Below are 15,762 nucleotides of genomic sequence, written 5' to 3'. Positions count from 1 at the left end.
CTAACCTCCTACAACCTAAATTGCAATTTATACATAATATAGAGAACTTTTATAAATACATTTAAACACTGTCTCACATTTATGTAAAATTCATTATTTTCTCAATTTTCTACGAAATATTTTCATGGCAAAAAATATATATTTTTTGTAATAAAAGAATTAAAATAGGATTATAAACTATATTTTTTTAAATCTGCATTTTAAAGTAAAGGAGGTATATTTCATGGATGATAAGGATTATGAATTACTAATTTTACTGTCTAAAACAAACAATATAACTCATACGGCTGAGCAATTATATATCTCTCAATCAACTTTATCCAAACGTATACGCAGTATAGAAAAAGAATTATCCACAGAATTACTTATACGTTCTCGCCAAGGTGTTCATTTTACACCGGCCGGCGAAGTTGTGTTAAAACATGCCCAAGCTATTATGGAACATAAAGAGCAAATGACTCGAGATATTGACTCTTTAAAAAACATTGTCAGCGGTACCATAAAAATGGGTGTTTCTGTAAACTTTGCCCATTATAAATTGCCGCAATTTTTAAAAAGCTTTAAAAATCAATATCCGTTGGTGGCTACCCATATTCATACCAATCAAAGTCGTGATTTATACAAACTTCTTTTAAAAAACACTCTGGACGCTGCTATACTACGCGGTGATTTTCAGGACTGGACAGGCAATAAATTGTTTCTCTATCGTGAAAGAATATGCTTAATTTATAATAATGAAATTCAAACTCTATCCGATTTAAATAATTTACCGTATATTACGCGAGAAACTGATACAAATATGGAACACGCCGTTATCCGCTGGTTAAATGAAAATAATTTAAGTCAAAATATTAAATCTGATATTACCGTTGATGGCATTCAAACAGTAGTAAATATGGTAAAAGAAAATTTAGGATGGGCCATTGTTCCCGAGATTTGTCTGGAGAATTTTACCGGAACTGTTAAGCCCCTATTTTTTAATGACGGTATGCCTTTAGAACGTTCGACTTACCTGCTATATCAACCGAATCTCAAAGTGCTACCTCAAATAGATGCATTTATTCAATTTATGACCGACTGGAAGGAGGCCTTTCATGAATAACTTTACAGTTTCTCAAATTTATCCTTCTGATACAAAAGGGATAGAGGCTGTAAAAGCATTACTGGCTAAAGAAGATTTAACTCTGGATAAAAACCTTGATTATATAGCGGCCATATATGATCAAAATAATATTGTTGCTACCGGAAGCTTATTTAAAAATTCTTTACGGTGCTTTGCCGTCGATTCTGACTACCAGGGTCAAAGCCTGTTAAATACCTTACTTTCACATTTAGTAGAAGTTCAATACAATCGAGGTAATACTCATCTTTTTATCTATACAAAACCAAAGTCAGCCAAATACTTTAAAGACTTAGGATTCTATGAAATTTATCAAGATGCGAATCTGGTTTCATTCTTAGAAAATCAACCATTCGGTTTTAAAGAATATCTGGAGTTATTAAATACGGAAAGTATTGAACAAGTTGGTCCTAATTTTGAAAATAAAAAACAAGCAGCTATTGTTTTAAATGCCAATCCCTTTACTTTGGGACATTTGCATTTAATTAAGACTGCTTGTGAATCAAATGATTATGTTCATCTCTTTATCGTCAGTGACGACTCCAGCTTATTTCCTTATACCGTTCGAAAACAACTCATTATGGACGGTACCAAGGATTTAAAAAATGTTATTTATCATGACTGTGGTTCTTATATGATAAGCAGTGCCACTTTTCCGGCTTATTTTCAAAAAGACAATGAAGCCGTAATTCTCAGCCAAGCCATATTGGACGTAAATATTTTTGTAAAAATCGCTAAATATCTAAACATAACGTCACGTTATGTTGGTGAGGAGCCGTTTAGCCAAGTAACAAAACTGTATAATGAAACGATGGCTCAAGAATTAAAAAAAGCCTATATTGAACACCATATAGTTTCCCGTTTTACCAAAGATAACATAATCGTCAGTGCTTCTCATGTTCGTGAAGCTATTAGACAGGATAGTTGGGAATTAGTTAAAAATTTAACTCCTGTATCGACATTCTCATTCCTGCAACGTAAAGAGGCACAACCTATCATACAGAAAATAAAGGAGAGCCAAAATGTCATACACTATTGATTTTAAAACTTTACTGACTCGCTTAAATGAGGGCACACAAGTAGAGCTTAATGACATGATGCGTTGTCGTGAGCATAGGGCTATGTTACAAAACGTTCTATTTGAAAAATATCACGCACCGTTACTTTCATTTACTTTAAATATTCCGGGCCCTATAAAAAACAACAGTCTTTTATCTGATATATTTTATATAGGCATAAAATCCATTAACGCTATATTCAACAATCATCAAATTCATATTTTACAGGAACATTATAGTAATGAAATAACCGGGAATGAATATATCTGTGCCTTTGACGGTAATGCCGATGACGTAAAAAACGAAGCGATTACCTTAGAAAATACACATCCCTTAGGTCGTTTATTTGATATTGATATTATTGATCCGAAAGGACACAAATTATCCCGTCAACAATATCGTTCTTGCCTTATTTGTAATAAACAGGCACAAGATTGTGCACGTAATAGAACACATTCTATCGAAGAAATGCAGTTAGCTATATTAAAACTAATCAAAGAATCTAATTTAATAGTATTTAAATAAGATGCTATTAAACATAAAAAGGGGCTGTAACGAAATTGAGTTTTTTAACTCACATTTCAGTTACAGCTCCCTTTTCAATTAAAACAAGGATATTTCCAAAATCAACAATTCTGAAAATATCCTTGTTTTTTTGTTTTTTAGCGCACTTAAATAAGCCTTTAGCTTTTGGCTTTTAATTACGCAGCAGAATTAGTTTCGAACAACCGTTGACCTAATCGCTTCTTCTGTATTCGGTTATGCAGCTTCAGTAAATTGTATCCAAAAGCTAATAGTAATAAATCTTTTTCTACGTTAACTTTGCCTCGGTGCCTGAACCTGGTGTATTCAAAATCTTCTTTTGTTATGCCAAAAGCACCTTCCACCTGAATAGAACGGTTTACTCGAAGTTGTAAGCCATAGTCACTATCAAATACAGCCTTGTTTTTGGCTAATAATTCGCGGTAATCAGTAGCAATATATATCGTCTTATTCCCCTTAGGAAGTTTTCCGAACTTAAGTTTTTGGCATTCCTTACGTAAGCCACAATAATTGCAGTTTTCACACCGGTATACTCGGTTTTGCTTAATGAAACCGGTCTTACTTTTGTTTCTGCGTATGTATTGGAATCGTAATGTACGGCCTTTGGCACAAGTAAATGTATCGGTCGCCTCATCATATACCATGTTATCCGCTCGACCAATATCTTTCTTATACTTTTTCGTTTTACTCAATTCATATGTACTTGGTTTAATACAAGTTTTGTAATCATGAGCCCATAACCATGCCAGATTTTCGTTGCTGTCATAACCGGCATCAGCTACCACATATTGAAAGTGTTGTTTGTATTGTCCTTCTAATTGTTGCATAAATGGAATTAAGGTGTTCGTATCTGTAGGATTTGGAAATACGCCAACGCCCATAATATATTCACTATGAACAGCTAGTTGAACATTGTAGGCCGGTTTTAATTGGCCGTTTAACATATGATCTTCTTTTAGTCGCATAAACGTAGCATCATGATCAGTTTTAGAGTAACTGTTGCGAGAGCCTAGAATAGCTAACTTTTCATCATATTCATTTCGCTTGCCACGCAAGGCTAAACAGGATTCAAAAGCTCTTTGCAATGGATGTTTTCGTTTACCGGTACCGTGTACAAACTCAATTTGCTTTTCGCGTATGGATTGCTCCAGCAAAACCAATAGTTCATCTTCAGTCATATCTGAGACGTCTATGTCCAAAAGATTTTGTATTTCATATTGAAGAACTAACAATTTATCCGGTAACTTAGCATAGTGCTTAAGAATTGCCTTTTTCCACACAAAGGTGTATTTATTTGCATAGGCTTCCCATTTAGTTCCGTCGATGAATACTTCAGAAAAATCTAAGCTGTCAAATTCACTTAATGCTTGAATAAATTGAGATAACAAATCTCTAAGTACATCAACAGTTAAGCGTTGAAAGAATCGATGAAATACCATATGAGACGGAGTCGGATAGCCCTGTAAGAGCCACATGTAATGGATATTTTTAGTGCATTGCTCAGCAATTTTGCGAACAGATACAATGCCTTCGGTCATAGCTAACACATAGACTTTAAACAAAAGATGGGGAGGTACTAAAGATTTTCTTCCTTTTGAAGAATATAAATGCTGCAACCTTGTATAGTCCAGTTCCTCCAATACAGCATCCAGTAATCTCACCGGTTCTTTTGGTCCGATCTGAAAGCCATAATCCAATGATAAAACTACTTGGCGAAAGCCAGAAAGTTTAGTATAATTGCCTTGTTGGATATGGTTTCTGTTCATAAATTAATTATACCAACAAAGAAGGCCCTTCGGGGCCTTTTTTCTTATACAAATATAGCAAGAATGCGGCTTGAAGACACTTTCGTATCTTCAAACCGCATTCTTGTTTTTAGGGGTGTATTTCGTTACAGCCCCTTTTTATTTGGTGCGCCTAGGCGGAATCGAACCACCGACACGCAGTTTAGGAAACTGCTGCTCTATCCTACTGAGCTATAGACGCATGTATGTATTAAATTAAAACACTTTACAAACTATATTATAAACGGAATGTTCACATCTCGCAATATACCTATATTCTTAAGCACTTATCCACGAGTTATCCCCAGTTTATACACAGAGTTATACACTTTTTCGTTCACTTATGCACCAAATTTTTAGACTTACTCACAAGCTATACACAACATATCCACAGATTTATGTGTATAATCTGTGGATATGTTCGTCAGTATGTACTATTTTTAGTTTATAACCGGTGTATAACTTTTAATTTGTTCGCTCAAAAATGACATGTTCTGCCAATTTTTACTAACAATACAGGTCTTCCATTACTTATTCAGGGAACTTAAATTCGCCGTCGATTTCAACCGGGCGGCTCCAATCAACTTGAACGTCAGTGCGTTCCCACATAACGGTTAACGCTAATTTTAAATTTTCCAAAGATTCAGAAGGATCTAACGTAACTGTTTCATACACGTCGAGGCTTAACGCTTTTTCAATAGTTTGCGGTGTATGTAAATAATCCCAAACCTTTTTTTGCCAAGTTTCATCAGGCAATACTACTGTCATTTCCTTATTGTCTTTATTAAAGGCAATATATCCCTTTTCATCCACCCCATAATGAATGGCATAATATGCTACGTTACTCATCGTATTAGCTCCTTTTCACTGTTATTGGCAATGTCTACTTACTTATTTAATCATACATTACATCATCTACGCAATATGCTTTGATTTAATTTTATCGTATTAATTACAATATTACCAATAAATTTTCACTAATTTTGATAATTCCCTTTATTTTTCTTCCGCTTTAAAATAAACAGCATACATAACGGGCAGCACAATTAAAGTCAAAATCGTAGCCACAAAGAGACCACCGCTGAAAGCTATGGCCATCGGTGACCAAAAGGCACTTCGCATGAGCGGTACCATGCCTAAAATAGCAGCCAAAGCAGTGAGCATAATCGGTCGGAAACGCAAGATAGTGGAGCTTACAATGGCTTCATAGGTCGTTTGTCCTTCTTTGCGATGTAACTCAATCTGGTCAATTAAAATGATAGAGTTTCGGATAATCATACCGCTTAAGGAGATAACCCCCAAGACTACCATGAAGCCCATCGGCGTATTGGTTAAAAGCATAGTCAAAACAACCCCGATGAGTCCCAGCGGTGCCGTTAACATGGCCATAATCATGAGGGAGATTTTCTTGAGCTGGAACATGAGAATTACCATAATGAGACAAATCATAATCGGCATCGGCCCTTTTAAGTTATTAAGAGCAATGTTACTTTGTTCGGCGGATCCGTCAACCTCAATGGTATAGCCGGCCGGTAAGTCCGCTCTCATGGTATCCAGTTTTTCATTAATTTCATTAGCTAACGAATCGGCCATTACATTAGGCGGTACATTGCCATGGACTGTAATGGTCGGCGCCATGTTACGGTGCCATATGATACCGTCTTCATTGCCCAAAGAAATCGTCGCAATCTGACTCAACGGTACATAGGCGCCGGAACCGGTCTGAATCGGAATATTTTGCAAAACACTCATATTATGATCTTCATTACCGCTGAGTTTAAATTTCATCGGTATCGTCTGATTGCCTACATAATATTGTCCCACCGTAATACCGGATATTTTACTTTGTAAATCTGTCGCTACCGTATAACTATCAACGCCCATCAAACGCGCTTTAGACGGGTCGATATGCACTTCAATATTCGGTGTATTATCCGGCCAATCTTCGGCAATATCTGTAATTTCAGGATATTCTTTGAAAACAGCCTTCACATCGGTGGCAATTTCTTTAACTTTATCCATATCAGGACCGGATACACGGAACATAATCGGATATTTTGAAGGCGGACCGGTTTGAATGAAATCCATGTTGATTAAAGCCGATGGGAATTCGTCCTTCAATTTTTCATTTAATTCATTGTACAAACTGTTTCTGTCTTCCAAAGAATTAGCTACAATCACATACTGCATGTAGTTGTTACGCTGTACTTCCGGTTCCAAGGTGAGCACAAAACGGGGCGCTCCTTCACCGATATAAGAGGAATAATGCTCAATGCGCTTATCGCCACTGAGGAGATTATCCAATTGCTCCGCCTGTTCCTTCGTATACTGTAAGGAAGAACTTTGAGGAAACTGAATGGCTACCATGATTTCCGGTCTTGTAGAGGCCGGGAAAAATTCTACTTTAATAAGCGGCACGCTGACCAAAGAAATGAAGAATAACACTAAGGTAGTGATAAGGACCGTACGGCGATGACCGAGAGCCCAGTGGAGGAATTTTTCAAAACGAGCTAAAAAGGCTTTTTGTATCCGCATAGCTCTTGTTTCCTCATGACCCGGTTTGATACGAATTAATTTACTGCCCAATACAGGACTTACCAGCACCGAAGCAAACCATGATAACAAAAGTGCCATGGCGACAACAATAAATAAAGCATGGGTAAATTCGGCAACCGATCCTTCCGATAAAAAGATTGGCAAGAAGCCGCAGCAGGTAATCAAGGTACCGCTCAGCATCGGAAAGGCCGTCGATTTATAGGCAAAGGTAGCCGCATCATGCGTATTGAGCCCTTCTTCCATTTTGAGGGTCATCATTTCCACGACGATAATCGCATCATCCACCAATAGGCCTAAGGAGATGATTAAGGCACCGAGACTTACTTTATGCAGTTCGAGGCCATCCGCATACATCCCCACAAAGGTACTGGCCACAACGACCGGAATCGTAAGAGCTACCACAATCCCACTGCGTACACCAAGGGATATAAAGCTGACGATTAATACGATGACAATGGCTTCAAATAAAGAACGGGTAAATTCACTGATGGAATCATCCACCACTTTCGGTTGGTTGGATACCTGACTGACATCGAGTCCGGCCGGCAAGGCATCCTTATAGGACGCCATTTTAGCATCTAATGCCTTACCGAATTCAATATTATTGGCTCCCGGATCCATGGAAACGGCAATGCCTATGGCCGGTTTACCATTATAGTAGAACAGCGGACTTTGCGGTGATTCGTAGTCCATACGAACCGTGGCAATATCCCCTAAACGCAAGGTCTGTCCATTCACTTGGAGCGGCATTTCGCGAACGGAATCAACACTGTCAAAAAGACCGTTCACACGCAAATAGACATTATTCGTATCTGTATCAATCATACCGGCCGGCGCCATAGAGCTTTGCTGTTTTAAGGCATTCAAAATCGTCTGGGCACTTATCTGATAGGCCGACAATTTATCCTTATTCATTTCCACATAAAGAGTCTGTTCTTGCACACCTTTTAAATCTATACGTTTTACATTCGGTACACTGAGTAAAACGCGCTTAATATCTTCCGCATAAGCTCTTTTTTCTTCATAGGAATAGTCATCGCCGGTAAGAGCGTAAATTGTACCGTACACGTCGTCAAAACGATCATTAATAACAGGTCCCTGCACGCCGGATGGCAAGCTTGACCATTCATCATCAATCATGTGACGTACTTCCGTCCAAGCGGCCCGTACGTCGTCGCTTTTGACTGATTCTTTGAGGTTAATATAAATAACCGTTTTACCGCCATCCGTAAAACTCTTTGTATAATCAAGACCAGGTAAGTCGCGAATTTTTTCTTCCAGTTTATCCGTAACCTGTTCCGACATTTGCTGCGGTGACGCACCCGGCCAAGTGGCGGCTACAACCATGGTGCGAATCGTAAAATTCGGATCTTCCATACGACCGATTTTCATAAAGGAAAAACTGCCGATGGCAAAGAGCATGGCCATAAAGAAGTAAATGATAGACTTGTGTCTGAGGGCCCAATCAGCTAAGTTAAACTGCTTCATATGCGTACCTTAGCCCCTTCTTCCAATTTATCCGTACCGGCCGTTACAATGCGGTCACCGGCCTTCAAACCGGATACTACCATGACTTGATTATTACCTAAACTGCCTAAAGTAACATTTCGTAAATGCACCGTATTATCAGTGACTACATAGACTTGTCCCTGACTGTTTGGTGTCGGTTGACGCGTGCCTACTAAAGCCGTTAACGGAATCATTAATCCATTGCTATTTAATTGATTGAATACTACATTAGCAGTCATACCAAGCTGTAATTGAGCTGGCGGATTTGGTAAAGAAATTTTAACCGTATAGGTACGCGCCGTCGCATCCGGCACCGGAGAAATTTCACGTACTACACCGGCCGTTGTCACATTTGGTAAAGCCCAATAGGTTACGCTGGCCGGCGAACCAACGGCTACGGACGCCATCATTTGTTCCGGCAAGGCAATAACCGCTTCCGGTTCATTGCCGACCGCAATAGTACCTACAGTCTGACCGGCCGCTACGACCTGCCCCACTTCAATGGAGGCAGCCGTAATAATACCGTCAGCCGGTGCTGTTAATTGCGTGTAGTTTTGCTGATTGGCACTGGTCTGCACATTAGCCTGCGCCTGTGCCAATTGAGCGGCCGCTACTTTATAGGAGTTTTCCATCTGGTCTAATTGCAATTGACTGATTGCTTCTTCCGCATAGAGTTGGCGATAACGCTGTACATTGGTAGCTGCCAAATCATACTGTGACTGAGCCGCTGCCAAAGCACCCTCGGCATTTTGCAACTGACTGCTCGTATCGCCTTGGTCTAATATGGCCAGTACTTGACCGGCTCCGACGCGATCACCGATATTAAAATTCTTTTGAATGACACGTCCGCCGATTTGGAAGGACAACACCGTTTCATTGCGGTTTTTAATGGTACCGGCCAAACTGTTTTCACCGGCTCCGCTCCCTTGCCCAACGACCTGCGTTTTAACCAACGGTGCTTTATCGCTCGTTTCGTCCGATGAGCCACACCCACTCACCAAGAGTAACAAACCTGTCAATAATGCTGTAATTATCGTGTATCGGCGCCAACTTCTCAGCCCGCTCATATGAATCTCCTCCTTATTTATTACCGGTAATATATATGTTAATTGTAAGAGTTATTCCCAATACTGTCAATTATTTTCAATATACTATGTACCTTATACTATCCGCCTTTAATTGGTGTTACAGTAATGCCAATAAGGTTTTATTTCCATATACTATGACTGTCAATAGGCCGATTTTGGCTTCATACCGGTTAGCGTATTCAATTCTTCATCAGATATAGCAATCGGTCCATTCATTAAAAGTTTAAGTGTTTCCAAGGTGTCCTTAATTTTTTCAGCCGGCACATTACTGAGAACCGATTTAAAATAAGCTTCTTCACGCTTATGCAAATCATTATGCACCAATGCCACAGCCGTTCCCAGTTCCGTATTACGCAATAATACAGCTTTTAAATCTTCTTTGTTGTGAAAACGAATGAGCAAATTGTTGGCCGCCAAACGTTTTACATACCGTGATAACAGCCCCTGTGAAAAGGGCATAGCCTTCAAAATTTCCTGATAGGTCCCCGTTTTATCCGGTTTAGCTTCCAAATAACTTAAGATTTGCATCTCCGAATGATTAAACTTTTTATTCATCAGCTTGTTTGCCGATTCACAAGGCACTGTATCAATATACGTTTCAATAGCCTCTTTTAGAAGACGTTTACGAACTTCCTGCACATATACAGCAAACAATGAAGCCGTAGTCACTAATTCTTTGTACGTATTTTCCATTGGTATTTACAACTCCGTATTTTTGTAGTTTTATACAGATGTTTAACACATCTCATAATAATCGTCTTTTAACTAAAAAAATCCTCATAGCTTTGGTCTTCGCCTACACTATGAGGATAGTTCTTATTCGTCGGCAGCTACTGTTTCCTCAATCGGCTCATGAACCACCATGATTTTATCGATGCGGACATTATCCATATCGACAATTTCAAAGGTATATGTTTCCCACACGTAGCGGTCCAGCTCTTTAGGAATGCGACCGAATAAATATGTCAAAAAGCCGCCCACCGTTTTATATAAATCTTTTTCTTCACCCGGTAATTCTTTGTTAATACCGAAATATTCTTTAAATTCATCAATGCTGAGTAGGCCGTCAACAAGCCAAGTTGTTTCCGTGCGCTGAATAATACGATTTTCTTCTTCTTTCAGCTCATCTTCGCTGGCCGGCATCAAACCAACCAATTTCTCCATGATGTCATGAAGTGTTACAAGCCCGCTGAAACCGCCGTATTCGTCGAGTACTACGGTTTCATGAATACCTTCCGAACGGAAAACTTCAAGAAGCTTCATAAGACTGATGGATTCCGGTACCATAACCGGCTGCTTGGTGCATTCTGCCACCAATTGTTTTAACGTCTTTTCCCCGCCTGCTTTCATATGCTCGGCGAACACATCAGCCACAATAACGAGACCTTCCAATTCATCCAAGGAATCGCGCCCTACGGGCAAACGATAATGTGTGGAGTTGCAAAGACGTTCTTTGATTTCTTCCTCCGGACTATTCAAATCAAGCCACTTAAGCTGTGTACGCGGTGTCATAACATCACCGGCATTTAAATCGGCCAAGCGGAATACATTATCTACAAGAATCGGTTCTTCTTTTTCAAAAGCCCCCAACTCAACACCTTGGGTTAACATTTTGTTGATTTCAAGTTCTGTAACCGGCGCTTCTTCTTTCTCTTTAACACCCAAGAGTTTTAATAAAAAGCTGGTGGATGAACTAAGCAAGGCTACCAGCGGCTTTGCTATAACCGAGAACGAATGCATCGGTACGGCCATAATAATGGCAATTCGTTCCGGTGCGTTCAACGCGATACGCTTCGGTACCAATTCACCCACAACGAGGGATAAATAGGTCGTCAACGATACGATAACAATAGGGCTTACCGAATCGGCATAGGGTGCCAAAACCGGTATATGTTCTTTAATAGCTTCTGCCATAGGCGTCGATAATGCGGCGCCGGAATACAAACCGGTTACGATACCGATTAAAGTAATACCGATTTGTATGGTAGAAAACATCTGATTCGGGTCTTCCGATAATTGAATCGCCCGCTGTGCCCCCGTACTGCCTTTTTCGGCACTATCTTCCAATAAACCCTTACGGGCATTGACTATGGCTAATTCTGTCATGGAGAAAATACCATTTGCTATAATGAGCAAGAAAATTATGAGTATCTCCAGACCCACGTCACCATCCACTAATGAATCACTCTCCTCTTACTTACAGTGGATACTTATATTCTGTCAGGCTACTTTAGCCTGTACTTACCGTATAGTATATCAAAAATTGAATATTTTCGCTATATTGAGTCTTATTGCCTCTATTTGTAAAACATAGACCGGCATAATGCAAAAACGCCCTGTCGCTGCGTATGGCGACAGGGCGTTTTCATAGAATATATCGAAGGGTTAAGCTTCTATTGCTTGGCATTTATGCCTAAAATGCCAAGCCTCTATCAGATAAACGTTTTAACTTTATAAAACGGGAACCCAAAGGCTGAGTTACAGCCTGAATCATTTATACTTAAATCAGTTTATATTGACCTAAATTATTTATTTAAAATCGCTTTCACATCGTTAACGATTAATTCAGGGGATAAGTGGTAACGAGCCACCAATTCATCCATAGGAACACGGTCATTAACTTCTTTTTTCATACCGATGTTCAATACTTTCATATCGGATAAACCGTAGAAGCGGGACACTTTTTCACCAAAACCACCGTCCAATACGCCATCTTCCAAAGTAACTACGAGGTTGTGGTCTGCTTTTAAGCTTTCCAAAGTGTCAGCATCGACTTCAGAGGATAAACGCGGATTTACAACGGTTGCCTCAATGCCTAATTCAGCTTTTAAAGCGTCTTTAGTGCGTAAAGCAAGGTCATAGAAGGCACCTAAGCCCAAGAGAGCTACCGTATTACCTTTGACAGTTACTTGGTTGCTCAAATCACCGTTGAAGGCATTGCCGCTTTCAAATGTCTGTACTTTACCGCCCGGTACACGAATCATTACCGGGAAGTCAGTCTGTTCCAAGGATCAATCGAGCATAGCCAACAATTCTGCTTTAGTAGCCGGGGATAATACGCGAAGGTTTGGAATGGTGCTCATCATAGCCAAATCAAAAGCACTGGAATGAGTAGCATCCATTGGCGAAATACCGCCGCCCAACGGGAAGGATAAAATAGTAACGGCATTGTTATTCAAAGCCATATCCTGCATCAATTGGTCATAGGTACGTTGTAAGAAGGTAGCCGCATCAAGGATAACCGGTTTACCGCCGTTTTTGGCAATACCCGCAGCCATAGCCACCATATGTTCTTCCGCAATCCCTACGTCAATAAATTGTTTGCCCGCTTCGGCACGACGCTGTGGATTAAAGCCCGGAATGCCCGGTACACCGGCTGTCAAACCGACTACGGTAGGATCTTGTTTCATTTTTTCAAGCAAGTGAGTTGCGATGATGTCATCAAAATGTTCTTCTTTCATGTACGCATCCACATCAAAATGTTTACCCATAATGTAGTGGTACGATTCTTTATCCGCTTCTGCTTCCGGTAACCCTTTACCTTTAACAGTTACCATGTGAATTACGATTGGATGATCGATGTCTTTAACAGCTTTGAACGTTTCAATCAAGGACTCCAAATCATGACCGTCTTCTACGAATACATAGTCAAGACCTAATGTTTTGAAGAAGTTGTTTTCCGCTTTACCTTTGCTGTCGCGCAATGCTTTGAAGTGAGCGTAGAAACCGCCTTCGTTCGGAGCGATGGACATATCGTTATCATTGAACAACACGATGAAGTTGCTGCCCAATGTAGCACTTACATTAAGACCTTCCAAAGCTTCACCGCCGGACATGGAACCGTCACCGATAATGGCAATGACATTACCGTCTTCACCTTTAAGGTCACGTGCTTTAGCCATACCGGAAGCCAAACTTACGGACGTGGAAGTATGACCTACGGTAAAGAAGTCATGGTCACTTTCGTTCGGATTGGTATAACCGGAATATTTGCTGTAAGATGCAGGGTCGGTAAAACCTTCCTTACGACCGGTCAACATTTTGTGAATGTAGGACTGGTGGGATACGTCGAATACAAATTTATCTTTTGGCGAATCAAACACGTAATGAAGCGCCAAGGTTGCTTCTACAAAACCAAGGTTCGGCGCCATATGACCACCCGTTTCGTTTACGCGATGAATCAGTACTTCGCAAATTTCCTGAGCCAATTGTTTTAATTCTTCAATACTCATGCCTTTAATATCTTGAGGGCTGTTTACTTTACTTAATAAATTCATACTATCTTCCTTTCTAAACACCATATATATAATCCGTATATCATACATTGTTATCCAACTTAGGATTTGCAAAACTATTATGAATACGACTTACTAACGATTTGTTTTAAACAAAAAAAGTTCTGTAATCTTCACTGTGACTCACATTTCGTAGTCATCAGCGGTGATTACAGAACTCATTATAGAACTTGAAGTCGACTTCAAGTCAAGCATTAAATTTAAATTTTTCTATTTAATTTTAAAATTTCGTTCAACGAATGATGCATATATCCCTTAGAAACCGCTCTAATATCAGTTTTTATGACCATATCGATGGTTTTAAAATTTTTTAGAAATATCAAGAAATTAAGAACTTTGCGGATTATTTTTCGTAATCTCGATCCAAATTAACTTCTTTTAACGGAATAACATGAGTTTTATATTTGCTCTTATACGCCGCATATACCAACAAGAATACCGGAATACCGATATAGGCTACGCTGGCACCGTACCAGTCAATCGTTTCACCGGTGAACGCTGTATAGTTCTGACCGGCAATGATGATAAGACATAAAACGGTAGCAAAAATAGGACCGAATGGATAGAACAAGGCTTTAAACGGAATGGCATCCAAGCTTTTACCCTGTGCATGGAATGCACGACGGAAGCGATAATGAGCAATGGCAATCCCGAGCCATGCAATAAAACCACTCATACCACTGATATTGATTAACCAGTTGTACGCAGTACCTTCACCGATTAAGGAAGTTAAGAATGCAAATACACCGAAAGCTGCCGTTGCTAATAAAGCAGGTACCGGTACACCACGGGAATTCAATTTAGTAAATACCTTAGGTGCATCCCCTTCTTTAGCCATGGCATATAGCATGCGGGTAGATGCATAAAGACCGGAGTTACCGGCAGACAATACGGCCGTTAAAATAATAGCATTGATGAAGCTGGCCGCAAAGGCAAAACCGAAACGATCGAGTACCAAGGTAAATGGGCTGATAGCGACATTTTCAACACTGGAATTCAATAAATTCGGATCATCGTAAGGAATCAAGAAACCGATGACTACGAAAGCACCGATATAGAATAATAAAATACGCCAAAAAATGGAGTGAATTGCTTTAGGAATATTTTTTTCCGGATCTTCCGATTCACCGGCAGCTACCCCGATTAATTCCGTACCTTGGAAGGAAAAGCCCGCTACCATGAAGATGGCCATAATAGATGCAAAACCGCCTACAAACGGTGCTTCACCGCGTGTCCAGTTTTCAAAGCCCGGCGATGTACCGCCAATGCCCAAGATAAGCATGGTACCTACAAATAAGAATACGAAAACAGTAATAACCTTCATACTGGAGAAGAAATATTCACTTTCCCCGAAGGAACGGGTCGATAAATAGTTCATCAAGAATAAAGCCGCCAAGAACAAGGCCGACCATACGATGGCCGGAATGTCCGGGAACCAGTATTTCATGATTAAAGCACCGGCAACAAGTTCCGCCGCCAAGGTAATCGTCCAGTTAAACCAGTAATTCCACCCTAAAGCAAAGCCGAAAGCCGGATCTACATAACGGGATGCATACGTACCGAACGAACCCGGTACCGGTAAATAGGTAGCCATTTCACCTAAACTGGTCATCAAGAAATAAACCATAATACCGATAAAACCATAGGCTACCAAAGCGCCGCCCGGGCCGGCGGTGCTAACTACTTCACCGCCTGCTACGAAGAGGCCCGTACCAATGGAGCCGCCCAAGGCAATCATATTCATGTGGCGCGATTTCAGACTTCTTTTTAATTTAGTATTCGCTGCATCACTCATACACTATCCTCCCA

12 protein-coding genes and 1 tRNA gene are annotated in these 15,762 nt (G+C 40.0%); 3 read left to right on the top strand and 10 right to left on the bottom strand.

From position 1 onward, the window contains the following. Positions 1-223 precede the first annotated feature (223 nt). Genes CCC71_RS01670 through citX form a run of 3 tightly spaced genes read left to right on the top strand, consistent with a single transcriptional unit; the run spans position 224 to position 2,703 of the window. Positions 224-1,102, top strand: a complete 879-nt coding sequence (locus CCC71_RS01670) for a LysR family transcriptional regulator (RefSeq protein ID WP_296332714.1) — start codon at positions 224-226, stop codon at positions 1,100-1,102. Beyond that, positions 1,095-2,159 carry a [citrate (pro-3S)-lyase] ligase gene (gene citC / locus CCC71_RS01665; RefSeq protein ID WP_021841200.1) on the top strand — a complete coding sequence of 355 codons (1,065 nt, stop codon included), beginning with the start codon at positions 1,095-1,097 and terminating at the stop codon, positions 2,157-2,159. Before CCC71_RS01670 ends, citC begins: the two co-directional genes overlap by 8 nt. Further along, a complete protein-coding gene (gene citX / locus CCC71_RS01660) occupies positions 2,143-2,703 on the top strand; it encodes a citrate lyase holo-[acyl-carrier protein] synthase (RefSeq protein ID WP_021841201.1) in 561 nt (186 codons plus the stop codon). The genes citC and citX overlap by 17 nt, the downstream gene beginning before the upstream one ends. Before the next feature lie 176 nt (positions 2,704-2,879). Here the strand turns inward: citX and CCC71_RS01655 are convergent, their stop codons facing one another. The 10 genes from CCC71_RS01655 to CCC71_RS01610 all read right to left on the bottom strand — a co-directional run bounded on the left by CCC71_RS01655 (position 2,880) and on the right by CCC71_RS01610 (position 15,748). Continuing rightward, positions 2,880-4,487, bottom strand: coding sequence for an IS1182 family transposase (locus CCC71_RS01655; protein ID WP_296332711.1), 1,608 nt, complete (start codon positions 4,485-4,487; stop codon positions 2,880-2,882). A gap of 143 nt (positions 4,488-4,630) precedes the next feature. Further along, a tRNA-Arg gene (locus CCC71_RS01650) sits at positions 4,631-4,707 on the bottom strand. 329 nt (positions 4,708-5,036) lie between these two features. Beyond that, positions 5,037-5,354 (bottom strand): hypothetical protein, encoded by a 318-nt coding sequence (locus CCC71_RS01645; RefSeq protein ID WP_021840478.1) that lies wholly within the window; start codon positions 5,352-5,354, stop codon positions 5,037-5,039. A 147-nt stretch (positions 5,355-5,501) separates the two neighbouring features. Then, entirely contained in the window at positions 5,502-8,549 is a 3,048-nt protein-coding gene (locus CCC71_RS01640; RefSeq protein ID WP_156705448.1) for an efflux RND transporter permease subunit, read from the bottom strand. Further along, positions 8,546-9,637 carry an efflux RND transporter periplasmic adaptor subunit gene (locus CCC71_RS01635; protein ID WP_226974473.1) on the bottom strand — a complete coding sequence of 364 codons (1,092 nt, stop codon included), beginning with the start codon at positions 9,635-9,637 and terminating at the stop codon, positions 8,546-8,548. Before CCC71_RS01635 ends, CCC71_RS01640 begins: the two co-directional genes overlap by 4 nt. 162 nt (positions 9,638-9,799) lie before the next feature. Further along, on the bottom strand, positions 9,800-10,351 hold the full coding sequence (locus tag CCC71_RS01630) for a MarR family winged helix-turn-helix transcriptional regulator (protein WP_021840475.1): 552 nt from the start codon (positions 10,349-10,351) through the stop codon (positions 9,800-9,802). Positions 10,352-10,474: 123 nt separating this feature from the next. Then, positions 10,475-11,833, bottom strand: a complete 1,359-nt coding sequence (locus CCC71_RS01625; RefSeq protein ID WP_021840474.1) for a hemolysin family protein — start codon at positions 11,831-11,833, stop codon at positions 10,475-10,477. A 350-nt stretch (positions 11,834-12,183) separates the two neighbouring features. Next, positions 12,184-12,666 carry a transketolase C-terminal domain-containing protein gene (locus CCC71_RS01620; protein WP_226974472.1) on the bottom strand — a complete coding sequence of 161 codons (483 nt, stop codon included), beginning with the start codon at positions 12,664-12,666 and terminating at the stop codon, positions 12,184-12,186. A gap of 3 nt (positions 12,667-12,669) precedes the next feature. Then, positions 12,670-13,935: a 1-deoxy-D-xylulose-5-phosphate synthase gene (locus tag CCC71_RS01615; RefSeq protein WP_226974471.1), complete on the bottom strand. Its 1,266-nt coding sequence runs from the start codon at positions 13,933-13,935 to the stop codon at positions 12,670-12,672. 361 nt (positions 13,936-14,296) lie between these two features. Further along, positions 14,297-15,748 carry an amino acid permease gene (locus tag CCC71_RS01610; protein ID WP_296332705.1) on the bottom strand — a complete coding sequence of 484 codons (1,452 nt, stop codon included), beginning with the start codon at positions 15,746-15,748 and terminating at the stop codon, positions 14,297-14,299. Positions 15,749-15,762: the final 14 nt, after the last annotated feature.

The sequence above is a fragment of the Veillonella sp. LMAG:90 genome (assembly GCF_008679445.1).
Taxonomy (GTDB): Bacteria; Bacillota; Negativicutes; order Veillonellales; family Veillonellaceae; genus Veillonella_A.
The sequence above is the reverse complement of the archived record's forward strand: the minus strand, read 5'-3'. Positions and strand labels throughout refer to the sequence as shown.

What these genes read in the sequence shown, in the direction of transcription:
- CCC71_RS01670 (WP_296332714.1), top strand. Translation starts at nt 224, where the DNA reads ATGGATGATAAGGATTATGAATTACTAATTTTACTGTCTAAAACAAAC.
- citC (WP_021841200.1), top strand. Translation starts at nt 1,095, where the DNA reads ATGAATAACTTTACAGTTTCTCAAATTTATCCTTCTGATACAAAAGGG.
- citX (WP_021841201.1), top strand. Translation starts at nt 2,143, where the DNA reads ATGTCATACACTATTGATTTTAAAACTTTACTGACTCGCTTAAATGAG.
- CCC71_RS01655 (WP_296332711.1), bottom strand. Translation starts at nt 4,487, where the DNA reads ATGAACAGAAACCATATCCAACAAGGCAATTATACTAAACTTTCTGGC.
- CCC71_RS01645 (WP_021840478.1), bottom strand. Translation starts at nt 5,354, where the DNA reads ATGAGTAACGTAGCATATTATGCCATTCATTATGGGGTGGATGAAAAG.
- CCC71_RS01640 (WP_156705448.1), bottom strand. Translation starts at nt 8,549, where the DNA reads ATGAAGCAGTTTAACTTAGCTGATTGGGCCCTCAGACACAAGTCTATC.
- CCC71_RS01635 (WP_226974473.1), bottom strand. Translation starts at nt 9,637, where the DNA reads ATGAGCGGGCTGAGAAGTTGGCGCCGATACACGATAATTACAGCATTA.
- CCC71_RS01630 (WP_021840475.1), bottom strand. Translation starts at nt 10,351, where the DNA reads ATGGAAAATACGTACAAAGAATTAGTGACTACGGCTTCATTGTTTGCT.
- CCC71_RS01615 (WP_226974471.1), bottom strand. Translation starts at nt 13,935, where the DNA reads ATGAATTTATTAAGTAAAGTAAACAGCCCTCAAGATATTAAAGGCATG.
- CCC71_RS01610 (WP_296332705.1), bottom strand. Translation starts at nt 15,748, where the DNA reads ATGAGTGATGCAGCGAATACTAAATTAAAAAGAAGTCTGAAATCGCGC.